A 20,702-nucleotide genomic window follows, 5' to 3' on the forward strand; every position below is an offset into this window, starting at 1 on the left:
TTTTCCCTCTATGGCTAGAAATTGAAGTTTAAAGGACAGGTTTAGACCACAGCCTGTGGATAACTTTGTGGGTAACTTTTTAAGGGTTTTTACCAGAATGAGGGTGATGTAAATGGCCACTTTGGCGCAGGTTGATTTACAAAAATTGTGGGAGCAGGTCATCTCTGCTGTTTCAACCCCGCAGTACGCAGCATTTTTAACCCGGACTAAACCACTTGGCTTACTACCAGGTGAAGGTGAAGAGGGTTCAAACCTACTTTTATCAGCTCCTGATCTTTTCACAAAAGATGTTTTAGAAACTCGCCTTCGTGGAATTTTAACTGAAGAGCTAAGTAATCAATTAGGTGAGCAGATAAATATTGCTGTGACAGTTACTAGTGAGTCTAAGTTTTCCTCCGAGTCTGAGGCCTCTGTTGTGGTGGAGGAAGATTTCATTGAAAGCTCAAATGAGGTTAAAGGTGGTACTGGTAGGAACTCAACCTCGTTAGTTAATAATGAAAGTGCGCAATTAAACCCTAGGTATATCTTTGAAACTTTTGTAATTGGAGCATCAAATAGATTTGCTCACGCAGCAGCTGTTGCAGTGGCTGAGGCCCCAGCAAAGGCTTATAACCCGCTGTTTATCTATGGTGATTCCGGGCTTGGAAAAACCCACTTATTGCACGCGATTGGCTCATACGCTAAAGAGTTATATGGCTCAGTCCGGGTTAGGTATGTATCTAGTGAGGAATTTACTAACGATTTTATTAACTCTATTCGAGATGATAAAGCATCGGTTTTCCAGAAGCGCTACCGTGACCTAGATGTTTTGTTAATCGATGATATTCAGTTTTTAGAAAATAAAGAGCGAACTCAGGAAGAGTTCTTCCACACTTTTAACACTTTATATAACGCTAATAAACAGATAGTAATCTCAAGTGATAGAGCGCCAAAACAATTAACAACTCTGGAGGATCGCCTTCGTTCCCGTTTTGAGTGGGGATTAATTACTGATATTCAACCACCAGAGCTTGAAACAAGAATTGCAATTCTGCGCAAGAAAGCTGCGCAAGATAAATTAAACGCACCGGACGATGTGCTTGAATATATTGCAAGTAAAATTTCAACAAATATTCGTGAGCTAGAAGGTGCGTTAATTCGTGTTACCGCTTTTGCATCTTTAAATAGACAAGGTGTTGATTTATCACTTGCTGAAATAGTTCTTAAGGATTTAATCCCAGAGGAGGGTGGACCTGAAATAACCGGGCCAACCATCATGGCTCAAACTGCCTCTTATTTTTCGCTCTCAGTCGATGATCTTTGTGGCACATCAAGGTCTAGGGTTTTAGTAAACGCCCGCCAGATAGCTATGTATTTGTGCCGGGAGATGACTGAATTATCTCTGCCTAAGATCGGTCAGGCTTTTGGGGGAAGAGATCACACCACGGTTATGCATGCGGATAGAAAAATCCGCCATTTAATGGCTGAGAGGCGCTCGATCTATAACCAGGTAACCGAGCTAACCAACCGGATTAAACAACAGTCAAAGAAGTAATTGTTTTAAACAACTAAATATAGAAAAAGTTACCCCCAACCAACAACCCCCAGTCTGGGGATAAGGTGTGGATAAGTGTGTATAAAGCTGTTTATAAAGGTTATTTGGGTGGTTTTAAACAAGTAACCCACAACTTAATAACAGTTTCTGGGGGTAGTTTTATGCGGGGTGACCTGCGGTTTAACTCCCTTTCCACATTTTCTCTTTTGGTTACTACTAACCACTATATAAAGAGATAAAGGGTTGGGATAGTGAACTGTTGGATAAAACCTTAAGTAGTTAAGATTTTCAGATTAAGAAATGATTTAAAAAGAAAAGGTGGATAAATGAAGTTTGTAGTTGAAAGAGATTCCTTAGTTGACGCCGTTAACTGGGTTTCAAAGTCGATCTCAAACAGACCAATCACCACCGCGCTCCTTGGAATTGTTATCGACGCTAGTGAAGAAATAACTTTATCCGGCTCTGACCTTGAAACATCAACTAAAGCAAAATTTAAAGCTGAAGTTTCCCAAAAAGGAAAAGTTTTAGTACCAGGAAGATTACTTGCAGAAATCTCAAGGTCGCTACCCGCTAAACCAATTAGTTTTGTATTAGAAGGCACCCGGGTTTTAGTTAGCGCCGGTAGTGCCAAATTTACACTACCGACCTTGCCGCTTAGTGAGTACCCAACACTTCCAGAATTACCAGCGGCATCAGGAAGCATAAACTCAGATTTATTTGCAACAGCGGTTAACCAAGTAGCTATTGCCGCGGGTAAAGATGATTCCTTGCCAACTCTTACTGGGGTTTTTGTTGAAATAAATAAAAACCAAATAACACTGGCTGCAACAGATAGATATCGGCTTGCGGTTAGAGAGTTAACCTGGAGTGCACAGGATGCAAACATCGAAACAACATCATTATTGCGCGCTCGCACATTAGCGGACGCTGCTAAATCTTTAATAGGTTCAACTCAAGTAATAATCGCGCTCGCTCCTACAACAACCAATGAAAAATTAGTTGGTTTTATATCAGATGGTAAAACAATGACCTCTAGAGTTTTAGATGGATCATTCCCCCCGTTTAGGCACTTACTACCAAATGAATCAACGGCGGATGCAATTATTGAGGTAGCACCGTTTCTTGATTCAGTTAGAAGAGTTGCGCTAGTTACAGATAAAACAGTGCCACTACGGCTTAATTTTTCAAATAACACACTACAACTAGAGGCTGGCACAGGGGATGAAGCCCAAGCTAGCGAAAAACTTGATATTAACTACAAAGGTGAGGATATTAATATTGCATTTAATCCAACCTATTTAACCGACGGCCTAACTGCAATTAATACCGCTTTTGTTCACATTTCATTTACTGGTGCTAATAAACCAGCGGTACTAACTGGGCAAACCGAGGCAGGTAGTGCCCCAATTACAAACTATAAATACTTGTTAATGCCAATGCGTTACTCCTCATAATTATTAAGTTTTAATTTAGTGTTAATTACCAATTTAAATTTAACAAACTACCGTTCTTACTCAACTTTAGATCTGGAGTTATCTAAAGGAGTTTCAATATTTATTGGCAAAAACGGTGAAGGTAAAACAAATATTGCAGAAAGTATTCTTTATTTAACCTTTTTAAACTCTCATAGAGCTAGTGGTAACACCCCACTTATAAAACTTGGTAATCAATCAGCATATATTCGGGCAAAGGTTAAATATCCAGAACGAGAGATACTAGTTGAGTTAGAAATTAATGCAGAGAAAGCTAACCGAGCAAAAATAAATCAAAATCCTGTACGAAGCCAAAAAGAGATATTTGGGATTGTGCAAAGCATTTATTTCTCACCGGAGGATCTAGATATCGTAAGAGGAGATCCAAGTGAACGGCGCAGATTTATAGATCAGTTATTAACTCTTAGATCACCACGAATAGCAGCACTTGTTAGTGATTATGAAAGAGCGGTGAAACAAAGAAACTCACTACTTAAAACTAGAGCACCAAATGACGGCCTAGCGCCCTGGGATAAACAAGTAGCAGATTTTGGTGGACAGTTAATAGCCCAACGCATGGAAGTGTTAGCCCAACTAACGCCTATATTTAATGAAGTTTATAAAGATATTTCCAACACAAAAGCGTCGCAGATAATATATAAATCAAGTATTGAAAATCCTTCATTAAATAGCAAAGAAAATACCGACAAAATAATGGAAAAACTTTTAAATAATCGAGGCGCAGAGTTAGAGCGAGGGTTAACTTTAACTGGGCCACACCGAGATGATTTAACTTTAATGTTAGGTGAGCACCTAGTTAAAGGATATGCCAGCCACGGTGAATCCTGGTCAATTGCGCTATCTTTAAAACTAGCCACCTATCAACTATTAAAATCTGATGGCCTATCACCAATTTTAATACTAGATGATGTGTTTTCAGAGTTGGATGAAGAGCGGCGCGAAAAACTTGCCCAACTAGCGCAGAGTGTTGAGCAAACAATAATTACTGTGGCGGTTGAAAATGATTTACCAAAATCTTTAACCGGAGCTAAATACTTAGTAAAATCAGCGATGGTAAGCAAAATATGAAGCGCGATATAGCAAAAGAGATTTATAAGTTTTATCGCTCTGGTTCAAGAAAATTAAGAGGCGGGCAAGATGAAGAGGCGCGCGAAAAAATTACCGACCCGACAACATTAGAATCTGTTTTATCAGAGGTTATCGCTGGAAGAAATTGGGGCAAAGGAGTAGCTGAAGGAAATTTATTTAGTACCTGGTCACAAATAGTTGGACAAGAGATAGCAAGTCACACAAATCCAATTTCATTAGTAGATGGAAAATTAACAATCCAATCTTCTTCAACGGCCTGGGCAACACAAATGCGACTTATGCAAGAGGATTTACTTAAAACAATTTCTAACTCGGCGCCAGGTGCGCTAGTTGAAGAACTAAATGTGCTTGGGCCAAATGCTCCAAGTTGGAAGCGCGGGCTGCGGTCAATAAAGGGTGCTAGAGGCCCAAGAGATACTTACGGTTAATACTGACCCACGAAAGTTGTCTAAAACCCCCCCATTTACACCACAAAAGCCTTTTTTGAGTATTTCTAAAACTCATTACCCGATAGGATAAGAGGGTGCGCCGGTTAAATAACGGCCAGGATCACTTATGAGAGATTTTGGAGGTGGACGGTGGCGACTAAAAGTAGCGCAGAATCAATAAAGTCAAAAAAAGAACATAAAGGTTATGACGCATCAAATATCACCGTCCTTGAAGGATTAGATGCGGTTAGAAAACGCCCAGGTATGTATATCGGTTCTACTGGTGAGCGAGGCCTACACCATTTAGTTTATGAAGTAGTTGATAACTCAGTTGATGAAGCACTAGCTGGATATTGCACAGAGATAAATGTAATTCTACAAAAAGATGGATCAGTAAAAGTAATTGATAATGGACGTGGTATTCCTGTAGACATTCACCCAGTTGAAAAGAAACCAGCACTTGAAGTTGTATTAACAGTTTTACATGCTGGTGGAAAATTTGGTGACGGCGGCTACTCAGTCTCTGGCGGCCTACACGGCGTTGGTATTTCAGTTGTTAATGCATTAAGTACTGATCTAACTGTTGAGGTTAAACGCGATGGATTTAATTGGAACCAAAGCTATAAATTAGGTGTGCCAACTGCGCCAGTTAAAAAAGGTAGCGCGACGGAGGAATCTGGCACTACTGTTATTTTTTGGCCATCAAAAGAAATTTTTGAAACCACAGATTTTTCATATGAAACATTATCTGCCAGATTCCGAGAAATGGCATTTTTAAATAAAGGTTTAATTTTAACTCTTACCGATGATCGAGCTGGCCACGTTGACGATAAAGGAAATCAATTACAGTCGCGTTATGAATATGCCGGCGGAATTATTGATTTTGTTAAACACTTAAATTTATCAAAAGGTGAAACCCACAAATCAATTATTTCATTTACAGGAGAAGATAATAAAAGCAAGATGTCACTAGAGGTTGCAATGCAGTGGAATAATGGTTTTTCAGAATCCGTTTACACATTTGCAAACACAATTAACACCCAAGAAGGTGGTACACACGAAGAAGGTTTTAGAACAGCTCTCACATCAATAGTTAATAAGTTTGGTGAAGAGTGGGGATATATTAGAAAGAAAGAAGATCGACTAACTGGAGATGATGTTAGAGAAGGATTAACCGCAATTGTTTCCATCAAAATCGGCGAGCCACAATTTGAAGGACAAACCAAAACAAAATTAGGAAATACTGAAGCCAAATCCTTTACTCAAAAAGCAATGAATGACCACTTAACCTCATGGTTTGAAAAAAATCCAAGTGAAGGAAAAGACATTGTTAGAAAATCAATTGATGCAGCAGCAGCTCGAGTTGCAGCTAGAAAAGCACGTGATTTATCAAGAAACCGAAAAGGATTACTGGAAGGACGAGGCATGCCAGGAAAGTTGGCAGATTGCCAATGGACTGAACCAGAAAAGTGCGAGTTATATATTGTTGAGGGAGATTCTGCGGGCGGCTCAACTAAAGGTGGCCGTGATTCACGTTATCAAGCAGTACTACCAATTCGTGGCAAGATTTTAAATGTTGAAAAAGCAAGAATCGACCGAGTATTACAAAATAATGAAGTGCAAGCGCTAATTACCGCACTCGGTACTGGCATTCATGATGATTTTGACGTAGCAAAACTTAGGTATCATAAAATTATTTTAATGGCCGATGCTGATGTTGACGGGCAACACATTAGAACCCTGCTACTAACTTTATTATTTAGATTTATGAAACCATTAATCGAAAACGGTTTTGTTTATTTAGCTCAACCACCGCTATATAAATTAAAGTGGGGTGGGAAAGAACCGGTTCAATATGCATTTAGTGATAAAGAACGCGATGGTTTTATTAAAATGGGAGTTGATAACGGTAAACGGTTACCAAAAGAAGATGGTATCCAACGATTTAAAGGATTAGGTGAAATGCCAGCGAAAGAATTATGGGATACAACTATGGACCCTGCAACAAGAGTTTTAATTAAAGTAACCCTAGAGGATGCAGCAACTGCTGATGATTTATTTTCAGTGCTAATGGGTGAAGATGTTGAGCTTCGTAGATCATTTATTCAACGCAATGCTAAAGATGTTAGATTCTTGGATATCTAAAGAGATTAATTATGGATAAAACATTTACCGATAATCAGAGTGAACATGGGCGTGATCGACAAGAATCTGTTGACCTACAAGTTGAAATGGCTAGGTCTTATTTAGATTATGCAATGAGCGTAATTGTTGGACGAGCCCTTCCTGATATTAGAGATGGTTTAAAACCAGTACACCGCAGAGTTTTATATGCAATGTATGACGCTGGTTATAGACCAGATAAGGGTTATTACAAATCATCTCGAATTGTTGGAGATGTAATGGGTAATTACCATCCACACGGTGATACTGCTATTTATGATGCGGTAGTACGTCTTGCTCAGTTTTGGTCACTTCGCTACCCATTAATAGATGGAAACGGAAACTTTGGCTCACCTGGAAATGATCCAGCTGCTGCAATGCGTTATACCGAAGCACGTCTTGCACCTCTTGCTATGGAGATGATGCGAGATATCGATGAAGAAACTGTTGATTTTATTTCAAACTATGACGGCCGCTCACAAGAGCCAACAGTTCTACCATCAAGATTTCCAAACTTATTAGTAAACGGCTCTGCTGGAATTGCAGTTGGAATGGCAACAAATATTCCACCTCATAATTTAAATGAAGTAATAGATGCAACCTGTTATGCATTAGAAAATCCAGATATGAAATCTGAGGAACTACTACCTAAGTTAATGGCATTTGTTAAAGGTCCAGATTTTCCAACAAAAGCATTAATTGTTGGCAGAGGCGGAATTGAAGACGCTTATAAAACTGGCCGCGGATCAGTAATTATGAGAGCAGTTGTTGAGGTTGAAGAGATTAACAAGCGTACATGTCTAGTAGTTACTGAACTTCCTTACCAAGTAAACCCAGATAATCTTGCTTTAAAGATTGCTGAACTTGTTAAAGACGGGCGAATAAAAGGTATTTCAGATGTAAGGGATGAAGGAAATGAACGCCTTGGTCAACGTTTAGTAATTGTTTTAAGAAATGATGCGGTAGCAAAAGTTGTATTAAATAATCTTTATAAGCACACACAATTACAAGATTCATTTGGTGCCAACATGTTGGCATTAGTTGATGGTGTTCCTAGAACTCTTCGCCTAGATGAGTTCATTCGTTACTACATCACCCACCAAGTTGAAGTAATTGTTAGAAGAAGTAAATACAGATTATTAGAGCGTGAGCGACGAGCCCATATATTAAAAGGATATTTAAAAGCATTAGACGCACTAGATGCTGTTATTGCTTTAATTAGAGCAAGTAAAACACCGGAAGAAGCGCGTACTGGTTTAATGAAATTACTTGAAGTTGATGAATTACAAGCAAATGCCATTTTAGATATGCAACTTCGAAGAATTGCAGCCCTTGAGCGACAAAAGATTATCGACGAGCATGATGAATTAATGGCTGATATCAAAGAGTTAAACATCATTTTAGCTAGCCCAGAAAAACAGCGATTGATAATTAAAGAAGAGTTAACTGAGGTTGGTAGTAAATATGGCAATGAAAGACGCACACAAATTGTTGCTGGCGACACTGATTTATCTGTTGAAGATTTAATTCCAGATCAAGATGTAGTTGTAACAATTACTAAGGGTGGTTATTCAAAACGCACTAAAGCAGAGGCGTATCGGGCTCAAAAACGTGGTGGCAAAGGAGTAAAGGGAGCAGCTCTTAAAACCGATGATGTAGTTGAACATTTCTTTACCGCTAGCACTCATAACTGGTTACTTTTCTTTACAAATAAAGGGCGGATATACCGCGCAAAAGTTCACGAACTACCTGATGCAGGCCGAGATGCTAGAGGACAACATGTTGCAAACCTACTTGCATTTAAACCGGATGAAAGTATTGCTCAAGTAATTGCAATTACAGATTATCAAACACAACCATATTTAGTAATTGCAACTAAGGCTGGAATCGTTAAGAAGACGCCACTAGTTGAATATGACTCACCAAGAAGTGGTGGCTTAATTGCTGTCTCACTTAAAGCAAATGATGAAGTTGTATCTGCAACATTAGTAAGTGAGAAAGAAGAGTTACTTCTTGTTTCAAAAATGGGAATGTCACTTAGATTTTCAGCTAATGATGAAAGCTTGCGGCCAATGGGGAGAGGAGCAACCGGTGTTATCGGTATGAAGTTTAGGAAAGGCGATAATTTATTAGCAATGGCAGCGATTAGTAGTGATAATAAAAATTATGTATTCACCGCTACTGATGGTGGTTATGCGAAGCGAACAAAACTTGAGGAGTATCGAACTCAGGGCAGGGGCGGCATTGGTGTTAAAGCTGCAAAAATTGACGAGGATTCCAGAGGTGTATTAGTTGGCGCGATGATCGTGCAAGAAAGTGATGAAATCCTTGCGATCTCATCAGTTGGCACTGTTATGCGAACTCCACTAAAACAAATAAGAGAGACTGGCCGAGACACCTTGGGCGTAAGGCTGGTTAACCTTGATGCAGGAATTTCAGTAGTATCTGTTACTCGCTTAGTTGATGATCTTGATTAGGCGTATAAACAGAAGATTGAAGAGGTAATAAAGAACCGCTTTTGGTTGCGCAGTACTTCCTCAGGTAGCCTTCACCAGCAATATGGGCCTATAGCTCAGCCTGGTTAGAGCGCTTCCCTGATAAGGAAGAGGTCTGTGGTTCAAGTCCACATAGGCCCACCCTGCACACAACGCGGGGACCTAGCTCAATTGGTAGAGCACCGCCTTTGCAAGGCGGGGGTTAGGGGTTCGATTCCCCTGGTCTCCACAATTATTTATATTTAGAAGTTTAAATATAAATTAATTTTGGTAATTTAATAAACGAGAGAAGAGAAAATAAATGAATCAGGCCACTTTAAATACCAGCATGGGCGATATCGTTATTGAGTTATTTCCAAACCATGCACCTAAAACAGTTGCAAACTTTGTTGAGCTAGCAACGGGTGCTAAAGAGTGGGTTGATCCAAATATTAGTGAAAAAGTTAAAACAAATCTTTATGACGGAACTATTTTTCACAGAGTCATTCCAGGTTTTATGATTCAAGGTGGTGACCCACTAGGAAGTGGAATGGGTGGACCTGGTTATAACTTTGCTGATGAGTTTCACGGTGAGTTAAATTTTGATAAGCCATACCTACTTGCAATGGCAAATGCTGGTCCAAACACCAATGGATCACAGTTTTTTATCACAGTAGCAGCGACCGCTTGGCTAAACCGTAAACACTCTATTTTTGGTGAGGTAAAGGACGCTGCTAGCCAGAAAGTAGTAGATGCGATTGCAGCTGTTAAAACTGGCGCGAATGATAAACCAGTACAAGCAGTAAAGATTAACTCAGTCTCATTTAAGTAAATTAATGCAGCAAAGCCTTACTAGAAGCTTAGTATTTTTTATTTCTGGTTGCTTTCTGCTCACCCTATTTCAACCTAGCCTTGAATTTGATTTAGCTCTATATGGAGCAGCAGTTGATAGCGGTCAGTACTGGCGGCTTTTAACAGTTGCCCTCGTTCATGGCGGCTGGGTGCATTTAATTTGTAATATGTTGGCGCTATTTTCAATTGGCACACCAATAGAAAACTTCTATGGGCGAAATAAATATATTTTTATTCTGCTCTCTTCCCTTATTGCCGGCTCACTAGCCTCATATTTATTTAACCCACCACAAACATTCGCAGTTGGCGCATCTGGCATGATCTTTGGGCTATTTGGAGCTCTTGCGATTACAGGCAAGCGAATGGGTGCAAACTTTAAAGAAGCAGCCACACTAATTGCGATAAATCTTGCTATTCCTTTTCTTATTCCAGGTATTGACTGGAAAGCCCACCTAGGTGGGCTAGTTGGTGGATCTCTGGCGGCGCTATTAATTAAGCCTAAAAAATCAGCCTGGGAATAAAAACTACGCTTAATTAGTTCCTGTAGATAGCAACCTTGAGCCTGATCGGCTCAACCTTTTGACCAAAAGGGCACTCAAGGTTGAGAATAGGCTCATAAAGCGGTGGCACACCTCTTTAAGAGCAAACCCCAACACAGGAGGAAAGTTAGATGGCCAGAGCAGTAGGAATTGATTTAGGAACAACTAATAGTTGCGTATCAGTATTAGAGGCTGGTGAGCCAACTGTTATTGCAAACGCAGAGGGCGCTAGAACAACACCATCAATAGTTGCCTTTGCAAAAAATGGTGAGGTATTAGTTGGTGAAGTAGCTAAGAGACAATCTGTCACAAACGTTGAGCGAACAATTCGCTCCGTTAAAAGACACATGGGTACTAACTGGACTCAAGATGTTGATGGCAAGAAGTACACACCACAAGAAATTAGCGCACGTATTTTAATGAAATTAAAGCGCGATGCTGAAAGTTATTTAGGTGAGGCTGTATCAGATGCTGTAATTACTGTGCCGGCATACTTTAATGATGCACAAAGACAAGCAACTAAAGAAGCTGGTGAGATTGCCGGGCTTAATGTGCTTCGAATTGTTAACGAGCCAACAGCTGCTGCGCTCGCCTATGGTTTAGATAAAGGTGATAAAGAACAAACCATATTAGTTTTCGACTTAGGTGGTGGAACCTTTGACGTTTCTTTACTAGAAATTGGTGAGGGCGTAGTAGAGGTTAAAGCAACTAATGGAGATAACAATCTCGGTGGCGATGATTGGGATCAAGCACTAGTTGATCACCTAGTTAAAACTTTTGCTGCTAAAAATGGTATCGATTTAACAAAAGATAAAATGGCAATGCAAAGAGTTCGCGAAGCTGCAGAGAAAGCAAAGATTGAACTTTCATCCTCTGCTCAAACTTCTGTTAACTTGCCATACATAACAGTTGATACTGAAAAGAATCCTCTTTTCTTAGATGAGACTGTTACTCGCGCTCAATTTCAAGGATTAACTGCAGATCTATTAGAGCGATGCAAGAAGCCATTTCAGTCAGTATTAAAAGATGCGGGTATTCCAATCGCTGATATTGACCATGTGGTTCTAGTTGGTGGATCAACTCGTATGCCAGCAGTTGTTGATTTAGTTAAATCATTAACCGGTGGACAAGAGCCAAACAAGGGTGTTAACCCAGATGAGGTTGTGGCAGTTGGCGCAGCTCTACAAGCTGGTGTGCTTAAAGGTGAAGTAAAAGACGTGTTATTACTTGATGTAACACCGCTATCACTTGGTATTGAAACCAAAGGTGGTGTATTTACCAAGCTAATAGAGCGAAATACCACTATCCCAACTAAGCGCAGTGAGATCTTCTCAACAGCTGATGACAATCAACCTGCGGTGCAAATTCAAGTATTCCAAGGTGAGCGCGAGATGGCTGCTTACAACAAAAAACTTGGCATGTTTGAATTAACTGGATTACCACCAGCACCAAGAGGTATTCCTCAAATCGAAGTTACATTTGATATTGATGCAAATGGAATTGTTCATGTGTCAGCAAAAGATCTAGGAACTGGCAAAGAACAAAAGATGACTATTACCGGTGGCTCTGCATTATCTAAAGATGATATCGAGCGAATGATGAAGGATGCAGAATCACACGCTGATGAAGATAAGCAGCGCCGTGAGGAAGCAGATGTCAGAAACTCTGGTGACTCACTTGTTTATCAAACAGAGAAGTTCTTAAAAGATAACGCCGATAAATTCAATGAAGGTGATAATGCTACTAAAAAGAGTGAACTAGATACTGCAATCACAGAGCTTAAGAAAACTCTCGAAGGTAGTGATATCTCAGCAATTAAGAGCGCTACTGAAAAAGTTTCTGAAATCAGTCAGCAATTAGGTGCTGCGCTATACGCTGCAAATGCTGCGCAGGCTCCAGCAGGAGACACACCAGTAGATGACGCTGTGCAGGATGCTGAAGTTGTAGATGAGCAAAAATAATGAGTGATGAAAACATTGCTGCATCAGATAAGGAGTTATCTGATGCAGTTAATGAAGCATTAAGTGAAGCAACTGTTGAAGTTGATGAGGTAACAACACTTACTGCGGACCTGCAACGAGTGCAGGCCGAGTATGCAAATTATCGAAAGCGAGTAGATCGCGATCGTGCATCTACTACTGAATTTGCTTTTGCTTCTGTATTAATTGAGTTACTGCCAGTATTAGATGATTTAGATAGAGCTGGCGAACATGGTGAATTAACTGGTGGTTTTAAAGCGGTCGCTGATCGCATAAATACAACTGTTGAAAAACTTGGGCTAACTAAGTTTGCAGATGCACCAGTCGCTTTTAATCCAGAGATTCATGAAGCACTTATGCATGAGACCTCAACGGATGTAAGTGAGCCAACTGCATCAAAAATATTACAACCCGGATATAAATTTAAAGAGCGGGTAATCAGGCCAGCTCGGGTAGTAGTAACCGACCCAGAAGCAACTGCTTAAGGGCGGTAATTACTATGGCGGCTAAGGATTTATATGAGAAGGATTATTATCAAATTCTTGGTGTTGCAGGTAACGCTGACTCTGCTGCAATAAAAAAACAGTATCGAAAACTAGCTAGAGAGTTACACCCTGATAAAACTAAGGGTGATAAAAAACTTGAAGATAGATTTAAAGCTGTCTCTGAGGCTTACGACATTTTAAGTGATAGCAAAAAGCGTCGCGAGTATGACGATGCGCGGCAAGCGTTTAAGTCAGGCAGAGTTCCACCAGGATTTAATGGCGGCAGTCAAGGTTTTAATGGTGGGGATTTCAGTGATTTATTTGGGCCAAGTGGAGATATCTTTTCAACATTATTTGGTGGCGCCAGACAAAGACATGGCGCTGATCTACAAACTGAAGCATCAATTTCATTTAAAGATTCAATATATGGAACTGAATTAAACCTACGTTTATCACCTACTGGATCTGCGCCAACAAGTATCACAACTAGAGTGCCAGCTGGAATTAAAGATGGCGCAAAGATAAAAATTAAAGGACGTGGTGCGCCAGGAGCTGCTGGTCCTGGTGATTTATATGTATTAGTGCATGTAACACCTCATCCAATATTTTCTCGCAAAGATGAAAATATTCATTTAACTCTTCCAATTACATTTGCTGAAGCAACACTAGGTGCTGATATTTCTGTTCCAACACTAGATGGCGATGAAGTAACAGTACGTATAGCACCCGGTACACCAAGTGGGCGAACACTTAGAGTTAAAGGACGTGGTGTTAAAAAAGGTTCTACTACAGGTGATTTAATGATTATTTTAGATGTAAGAATTCCGCAGCGAGTAGACGGTGAAGCTAAGCGAGCAATTGAAGAGTTTGCTAAAGCTACAAAAGATTTTAATCCAAGAGCTGAGTTATTTGATAAGGCAAAATTATGAGTGAGACAAATCAAATCCCAGAGGATGAAGCGGTTTATGTAATATCTGTTGCATCCCAATTATCTGGTCTTCATCCACAAACTCTGCGGCAGTACGACAGATTAGGTTTAGTTTCACCAAATAGAACTATTGGTAAAAATCGCAGGTATTCACTATTAGATATTGTGAAGTTACGTAATGTGCAGCGATTAGTTGGTGAAGGAATTAACCTAGCAGGTATTGCCAGAATCATGCAATTAGAGGAAGCGGTTGCCAATATGGCACTTGAGGTTGCAAAACTTAGAACTGAGGTAGATGCACTGATTGAAGCAAATCCACCTAAAGCACTGGTAAGACGTAGTGAACAAACCGTTGTTGTTTATCCCAAGAATTAATTACAAGTAAGGATAGGCTCACGATATGTCTGCAAAAGATCAACTAAAGAGTGAAATATTAAGTAAGGCTGTTGTGCACGGCAAAGTTATTTTATCCTCTGGCAAAGAAGCTGATTATTATGTTGATTTACGCAGAGTTACATTAGATGCAATAGCTGCGCCACTAGTCGGGCAAGTAATGCTTGAATTAACTAAAGATCTTGATTATGAAGCTGTTGGCGGGTTAACACTTGGCGCTGATCCAGTTGCAACTGCAATGATGCATGTGGCAGCAAGAGATGGGCGAAAACTAGATTCATTTGTTGTTCGCAAAGCAGAAAAAGCTCACGGACTACAAAGAAGAATTGAAGGACCAGATGTTAAGGGACGAAAAGTTTTAGCAGTTGAAGACACCTCTACAACAGGTGGTTCAGTATTAACTGCAGTTGAAGCGTTAAAGGAGGCTGGCGCCATAGTTGTAGGTGTTGCAGTAATTGTTGAAAGAGGGGCTGCGCCAAAGGTTTTAGAGGCAGGATTTGAATACCGCGCTGCTTATCAATTAAGTGAGTTAGGTTTATAACTTTTTTCTTTTTCGCTCTCGTAAAATTTCTAAGAATATTGGCAGTAAACTTAATAAAATAATTAAACCAATGATTGGTAGTAGATACTTATCTATCGAACCCTCAATCTTTTCTCCTAAAATATAGCCAAGAAGTAAAATCCCATCTGTCCAAATTATTGCCCCAATGACATTCCAAAACATAAATGTTTTTAGAGGTACATTAATAATTCCAATCATTGGATTTATTAGTGTTCTAACAAAAGGTATAAATCTTGCAAGTACTAAAGCTTTACCAATTCCGTATTTTTCCAACCATTTCTCTGTTTGAATAACTCTAGCTTGTGTAAAAAATCTACCATCTGGGCGGTCAAATAATTTACGACCATATTTAATTCCAAACCAACGACCAACAAATGAACCAGCGATAGCAGCGATTGGTGCGCAAATAAAAAGCGTAATGGTTGGCAGTTGATTTCCATTTAGTAGAGCTGCCCCAGTTGCCGATGATGCAATACCTGCAATAAACAAAAGTGAATCTCCAGGAAATGCCAAGCCAACTAATAATCCGGTTTCTGCAAATAAAATTGCCAAAATTCCAATTAGGCCAAGGTCGGTGACTATTGAGTTCGCGTCAAAGAGATTCATCTTGGGGGTCAGGGTATCTGTCTTAGATGGGTAAATTAAGCGTGATTTATCCACGGCATACCTCTTTATTTGTAAAAAAGTATAGGTATATGCGTAAACTCACCCGACATTAGTTATGCGCTCACAGTTGAGCCCTAATCAAGGAGTGTTAATTGAATTCTGTCCAAGTAAGCGGAAGTAACCTCACCTACGTATATGTAATTTTAGGAATCTCACTTTTAGCTTTAGCTATTGCCTATGCCCTTAGGGCGCAGGTTCTCGCCCAAGGTGAAGGAACAGTAAAGATGCAAGAGATTGCAACTGCTATTCAAGAGGGCGCTGCTGCATATCTTGCTAGACAATTTAAAACACTCTCTGTATTTGTTGCGATTGTATTTGTTCTTTTATTTGCACTACCAGGAGATATGGAAATTCGAATTGGTAGATCAATATTCTTTTTAGTGGGCGCAGGCTTTTCAGCATTAGTTGGATATAACGGAATGTGGTTAGCGGTTCGGGCGAATGTTCGAGTCGCTGAAGCTGCTCGTAAGAAGTCAGCGCAGAAAGCGGTACAGATTGCATTTCGTACCGGCGGTGTAGTGGGTATGACAACTGTGGGCCTTGGCCTACTTGGTGCTTCACTAGTTGTAATTATTTATAAAGAGGACGCCCCTGCCGTACTTGAAGGATTTGGATTTGGCGCAGCGATGTTGGCAATGTTTATGCGCGTTGGCGGCGGTATCTTTACTAAAGCTGCTGATGTTGGCGCAGATCTAGTTGGTAAGGTTGAAAAAGGAATTCCAGAAGATGACCCACGAAATGCTGCAACTATTGCAGATAATGTTGGCGATAACGTAGGTGACTGTGCTGGTATGGCAGCTGATCTATTTGAATCATATGCCGTAACACTTGTAGCAGCATTAATTCTAGGTAAAGCAGGCTTTGGTGATGCTGGCCTTATCTATCCATTAATAGTTCCTGCAATTGGAATTATTACAGCAATATTAGGAATCTTCTTAACTAAATTACGATCAACGGATAAGACTGCAATGGATGCAATTAATAGATCATTCTTCACCAGCGCAATAATTAGCGCAGTACTTGTTGGTTTTGCTACTTTTACATATCTACCAAACTCACTAAGAAATATGCCTGGCTTATCTATGGAAGCGCAATCAGTGGATATTGATCCAAGATTTTTCTCACTTGGCGCCGTATTAATTGGTATTGCATTAGCCGCTGCTATTCAGGTTTTAACAGGATTCTTTACTGAAGTTGGTAAGAGACCTGTAAATGATGTGGCAGCATCTTCAAAAACTGGCGCTGCCACTGTAATTCTTGCTGGTGTATCAGTTGGATTTGAATCAGCTGTTTATTCAGCGCTGCTAATTGCAACAGCTGTATTTGGTGCTTTCTTACTTGGCGGTGGATCAATTGTGTTATCACTATTCGCGGTCTCATTAGCAGGTACTGGATTATTAACAACTGTTGGCGTAATCGTTGCGATGGATACCTTTGGCCCAATTTCAGATAACGCTCAAGGAATTGCTGAAATGAGTGGTGATGTTAAAGGAGAAGGTGCAAAGATTCTTACCTCACTAGATGCAGTTGGTAATACCACTAAAGCAATTACAAAAGGTATTGCAATTGCAACTGCAGTACTTGCAGCAACAGCTTTATTTGGTGCATTTACTGATGCTATTAAAAACTCAGTACTTGAAAAAGGTTTAGTAGTAAAAGATCAAGTTCTTGAGTTCCAAGGCATATTAGATGTGGCAGATCCAAGAAATCTTGTTGGCTTAATTATCGGCGCAGCTGTTGTCTTTATGTTCTCCGGTCTTGCAATTAATGCAGTATCAAGGGCGGCTGGAGCTGTTGTAGTTGAAGTACGCGCACAATTTAAAAAGTATCCAGGAATTATGACTGGCAAAGTTAAGCCAGAGTACGGCCGAGTAGTTGATATCTGCACACGTGATTCTCTGCGTGAACTTGCTACGCCAGGATTACTCGCAGTAATGGCGCCAATTGCAGTTGGTTTTGGTTTAGGTGTTGGAGCCCTTGGCGCTTACCTTGCTGGAGCTATTGGCACAGGAACTTTGATGGCAGTTTTCTTATCTAACTCAGGTGGTGCGTGGGATAACGCTAAGAAGATGATTGAAGATGGAAAGTTTGGTGGAAAAGGCAGTGAGGCTCATAAAGCAACTGTGGTTGGTGACACTGTTGGTGATCCATTTAAAGATACTGCTGGTCCTGCAATAAATCCATTAATTAAGGTTATGAACTTAGTTGGCCTGTTAATAACGCCAGCAATTGTTGGCTTTACCTTAGATAATAATGAGCAGATAAATATGGCAATTGCTTTGTTTGCAACTGCGGTAATTATTTATGCACTTGTGCAAAATCGAAAACGCGCAACTGCAATCGGCTAGTTACTTTATCTTCCCCATCTAAATTAAGAAGGAAATACTTTGGGCACAAAGTTAGTAATAGTTGAGTCCCCCGCTAAAGCGCGCAAAATTGGTTCTTTTTTGGGCGATGAGTATGTAGTTGAAGCTTCAGTTGGTCATATTAGAGATCTACCTCAACGAGCCGCTGATATTCCAAAAGAGTTTAAACAATTTGCTTGGGCAAAAGAGGGTGTAAATATTGAAGAAGATTTCGCACCCCTTTATGTAATTAACCCAGATAAAAAAAGTAAGGTCGCAGAGCTAAAAGAGTTAATGAAGGACGCAGATGAATTAATTCTGGCAACGGATGAAGACCGCGAAGGTGAAGCAATCGCTTGGCACTTAATTGAAGTATTGCGTCCAAAGATTCCAGTTAGGCGAATGGTTTTTCATGAAATAACTAAAGATGCTATTCAAAAAGCGGCGAAGGAAACTCGAGATTTAGATTATCGATTAGTAGATGCTCAGGAAACACGAAGAGTATTAGACCGTCTTTATGGTTACAGGTTATCTCCAGTTTTATGGAAAAAAGTTATGCCAAGAATTTCAGCAGGGCGCGTGCAATCAGTTGCAACTAGATTAATTGTTGAGCGTGAGCGCGAGCGAATGGCTTTTATTTCATCGGCATGGTGGGATTTAGCAGCAGCTTGTGTTCCAGGTTTTAGCGCAAGGCTTTTATCTTTAGATGGCAAAAGAGTTGCTACAACCAATGACTTTGATTCAAATGGCGGTATTAAGGAAAAGTCTGCGTCAAATATTTTGTTATTAGATGAGGCTGCAGCTCGTGAATTAGTTCAATCATTAAGTAAACAATCTTTAGTTGTTAAATCACTTGAGGAATCTCCTAGAACAGAGCGACCAAAGCCGCCCTTTACAACATCTACTATGCAACAAGATGCTGGATCTCGTCTTGGTTGGGGTGCGCAACTAACTATGCGAATTGCTCAACGCTTATATGAAAATGGCTATATCACTTATATGCGAACTGACTCAGTAACACTTTCTTCATCATCTATTACTGCTGCTAGATCATCTGCGCAATCTTTATATGGCAAAGATTTTGTGCCAAGTAGTCCGCGAGTTTATGAAGGAAAAACAAAAAATGCGCAAGAAGCGCATGAAGCAATTAGGCCAGCGGGTGAATCATTTAGAACACCTGGAGAATTAGCACCTGAACTATCACGAGATGAGTTTGCACTCTATGACTTAATTTGGAAGCGAACCATTGCCTCCCAAATGGCAGATGCTAAGAAGCAACAAATGAGAGTTGACTTTGATGTTAAAACTAAAACTGGCGCGGATGCAATATTTCGCGCTAACGGATCTGTAATTAGTTTTGCTGGTTTTCTTGCAGCGTATGAAGATATTGTTGAAGAAAAAGCAGACAGTGAAGAAGTAGATCGCAGACTACCTGCGATGAGTGTTGGTGAAAAAATTGAGGTAAGTGAGTACAGCTGTGAGGGGCATGAAACGAAGCCACCAGCAAGATATACCGAGCCAACTCTTGTTAAAAAATTAGAAGAACTTGGAATTGGGCGGCCTTCAACATTTGCTTCAATTATGCAAACAATTCAAGATCGCGGATATGTAGCAAAGCGCGGACGGGCGTTAGTTCCAACATTTTTAGCATTTTCAGTTACAGGCTTACTTGAGCAACACTTTACAAAGTTAATTGATTATGAATTCACTGCGTCAATGGAAGAAGATTTAGACAAAATAGCAAATGGTGAAGAGGAGCGCGTTACTTGGCTTACTAAGTTTTTCTACGGTAGTGAAGACAGCCCAGGTCTTGCTGATTTATCAGCTGATTTAGGAGCAATTGATGCTCAAGCAATTAACACCATGAAGATGGGTGAGGACATTGAAATTAGAGTGGGAAGATTTGGCGCATATCTGCAACAAGGATTAGGAGACGCTAGAAAGTTTGCCAACATTCCAGAACAGATGGCGCCAGATGAATTAACACTTCCTATTGCAATTGAATTACTCGCTAAACCATCAGGTGAGCGAAAATTAGGAGTAGATCCACAAACAGGTCTTGAAGTAATCGCTAAGTCTGGCAGATTCGGTGCTTACATTACTGAAGTATTTCCTGAAGAAATTGTTGAAGAGGGTGCTAAGAAAAAGAGAAAAAAGAAAGATGCACCAAAACCTAAAACTGCATCATTATTATCAACAATGTCATTAGATACTGTTGATTTATCAGATGCACTCAGATTGTTATCACTTCCTAGATCACTTGGAAGTTATGAAGATGAAATTATTACAGTTCAAAATGGTCGCTACGGTCCATATATGAAACACGGCGCAGACTCTCGCACATTAACAAGTGAAGACCAATTATTTTCAATTATGTTAGATGAAGCAATTGAAATATATAAACAACCAAAGGTCAGGCGCCGCGGTGTTGCAAAGCCACCACTTAAAGAGTTGGGTAAAGATCCACAAACAAGTAAAGAAGTAATTGTTAAGGATGGCAGATTTGGTGTTTACGTAACTGATGGTGAAACAAATGCAACTTTGCGCCGTGGTGATGCGGTTGAATTATTAACTCTTGAGCGAGCACTTGAATTACTTGCCGGCCGGCGCGCATGGGAGATTGAAAATCCTGGCGGTTCAAAAAAGAAAGGTAAGCGAGCTAAGAAGAGTGCGCCAACCCTTACTGAAAAAACTATTAAAGGCGCAGGTGCTAAAAAGAAGTCTAAAAAAGCGGCCACTGGTGTTGGAAATGCACCAAAATAATGGTCACTA

General features: G+C 40.1%; 16 protein-coding genes and 2 tRNA genes. 17 read left to right on the plus strand and 1 reads right to left on the minus strand.

Annotation, left to right across the window (positions count from 1 at the left end):
- Positions 1 to 112: 112 nt before the first annotated feature.
- The 15 genes from dnaA to pyrE all read left to right on the plus strand — a co-directional run bounded on the left by dnaA (position 113) and on the right by pyrE (position 14,898).
- Positions 113 to 1,534, plus strand: coding sequence for a chromosomal replication initiator protein DnaA (dnaA, locus tag B1sIIB91_RS00005; RefSeq protein WP_095687622.1), 1,422 nt, complete (start codon positions 113 to 115; stop codon positions 1,532 to 1,534).
- Between the two features lie 326 nt (positions 1,535 to 1,860).
- On the plus strand, positions 1,861 to 2,988 hold the full coding sequence (gene dnaN / locus B1sIIB91_RS00010; protein ID WP_095687623.1) for a DNA polymerase III subunit beta: 1,128 nt from the start codon (positions 1,861 to 1,863) through the stop codon (positions 2,986 to 2,988).
- Positions 2,989 to 3,006: 18 nt separating this feature from the next.
- The gene (gene recF / locus B1sIIB91_RS00015) at positions 3,007 to 4,095 is read left to right on the plus strand and encodes a DNA replication/repair protein RecF (protein ID WP_095687624.1); all 1,089 of its coding nucleotides are present in this window, start codon (positions 3,007 to 3,009) and stop codon (positions 4,093 to 4,095) included.
- Positions 4,092 to 4,544 (plus strand): DciA family protein, encoded by a 453-nt coding sequence (locus B1sIIB91_RS00020; protein ID WP_095687625.1) that lies wholly within the window; start codon positions 4,092 to 4,094, stop codon positions 4,542 to 4,544. Before recF ends, B1sIIB91_RS00020 begins: the two co-directional genes overlap by 4 nt.
- A 150-nt stretch (positions 4,545 to 4,694) precedes the next feature.
- Positions 4,695 to 6,689, plus strand: a complete 1,995-nt coding sequence (gyrB, locus tag B1sIIB91_RS00025; protein WP_095687626.1) for a DNA topoisomerase (ATP-hydrolyzing) subunit B — start codon at positions 4,695 to 4,697, stop codon at positions 6,687 to 6,689.
- 11 nt (positions 6,690 to 6,700) lie between these two features.
- On the plus strand, positions 6,701 to 9,184 hold the full coding sequence (gene gyrA / locus B1sIIB91_RS00030) for a DNA gyrase subunit A (protein ID WP_095687627.1): 2,484 nt from the start codon (positions 6,701 to 6,703) through the stop codon (positions 9,182 to 9,184).
- Between the two features lie 84 nt (positions 9,185 to 9,268).
- A tRNA-Ile gene (locus tag B1sIIB91_RS00035) sits at positions 9,269 to 9,343 on the plus strand.
- A gap of 15 nt (positions 9,344 to 9,358) precedes the next feature.
- Positions 9,359 to 9,431: transfer RNA gene (locus tag B1sIIB91_RS00040), tRNA-Ala, on the plus strand.
- 72 nt (positions 9,432 to 9,503) lie between these two features.
- A complete protein-coding gene (locus B1sIIB91_RS00045; RefSeq protein ID WP_095687628.1) occupies positions 9,504 to 10,013 on the plus strand; it encodes a peptidylprolyl isomerase in 510 nt (169 codons plus the stop codon).
- Between the two features lie 4 nt (positions 10,014 to 10,017).
- A complete protein-coding gene (locus B1sIIB91_RS00050; protein ID WP_095687629.1) occupies positions 10,018 to 10,554 on the plus strand; it encodes a rhomboid family intramembrane serine protease in 537 nt (178 codons plus the stop codon).
- 149 nt (positions 10,555 to 10,703) lie between these two features.
- Positions 10,704 to 12,533 carry a molecular chaperone DnaK gene (gene dnaK, locus B1sIIB91_RS00055; RefSeq protein WP_095687630.1) on the plus strand — a complete coding sequence of 610 codons (1,830 nt, stop codon included), beginning with the start codon at positions 10,704 to 10,706 and terminating at the stop codon, positions 12,531 to 12,533.
- Complete coding sequence (grpE, locus tag B1sIIB91_RS00060) at positions 12,533 to 13,036, plus strand: nucleotide exchange factor GrpE (protein ID WP_095687631.1); 504 nt, start codon at positions 12,533 to 12,535, stop codon at positions 13,034 to 13,036. Before dnaK ends, grpE begins: the two co-directional genes overlap by 1 nt.
- Positions 13,037 to 13,050: 14 nt before the next feature.
- Positions 13,051 to 13,965: a DnaJ C-terminal domain-containing protein gene (locus tag B1sIIB91_RS00065; RefSeq protein ID WP_095687632.1), complete on the plus strand. Its 915-nt coding sequence runs from the start codon at positions 13,051 to 13,053 to the stop codon at positions 13,963 to 13,965.
- On the plus strand, positions 13,962 to 14,339 hold the full coding sequence (locus B1sIIB91_RS00070; RefSeq protein ID WP_095687633.1) for a heat shock protein transcriptional repressor HspR: 378 nt from the start codon (positions 13,962 to 13,964) through the stop codon (positions 14,337 to 14,339). Before B1sIIB91_RS00065 ends, B1sIIB91_RS00070 begins: the two co-directional genes overlap by 4 nt.
- Before the next feature lie 25 nt (positions 14,340 to 14,364).
- Entirely contained in the window at positions 14,365 to 14,898 is a 534-nt protein-coding gene (gene pyrE / locus B1sIIB91_RS00075; protein ID WP_095687634.1) for an orotate phosphoribosyltransferase, read from the plus strand.
- On the opposite strand, the gene B1sIIB91_RS00080 is transcribed toward pyrE, so the two are convergent.
- A complete protein-coding gene (locus B1sIIB91_RS00080) occupies positions 14,893 to 15,525 on the minus strand; it encodes a DedA family protein (RefSeq protein WP_095688660.1) in 633 nt (210 codons plus the stop codon). The two genes, pyrE and B1sIIB91_RS00080, sit on opposite strands and share 6 nt — an antisense overlap.
- 152 nt (positions 15,526 to 15,677) lie before the next feature.
- Here B1sIIB91_RS00080 and B1sIIB91_RS00085 point away from each other — a divergent pair, with 152 nt between their 5' ends.
- Together B1sIIB91_RS00085 and topA are read left to right on the plus strand one after the other, a co-directional pair.
- Positions 15,678 to 17,933, plus strand: coding sequence for a sodium-translocating pyrophosphatase (locus B1sIIB91_RS00085; protein WP_095687635.1), 2,256 nt, complete (start codon positions 15,678 to 15,680; stop codon positions 17,931 to 17,933).
- Between the two features lie 39 nt (positions 17,934 to 17,972).
- On the plus strand, positions 17,973 to 20,693 hold the full coding sequence (gene topA, locus B1sIIB91_RS00090) for a type I DNA topoisomerase (RefSeq protein ID WP_095687636.1): 2,721 nt from the start codon (positions 17,973 to 17,975) through the stop codon (positions 20,691 to 20,693).
- Positions 20,694 to 20,702: the final 9 nt, after the last annotated feature.

Origin of the sequence: Candidatus Nanopelagicus abundans (genome assembly GCF_002288305.1) — a bacterium.
GTDB classification, from domain to species: domain Bacteria; phylum Actinomycetota; class Actinomycetes; order Nanopelagicales; family Nanopelagicaceae; genus Nanopelagicus; species Nanopelagicus abundans.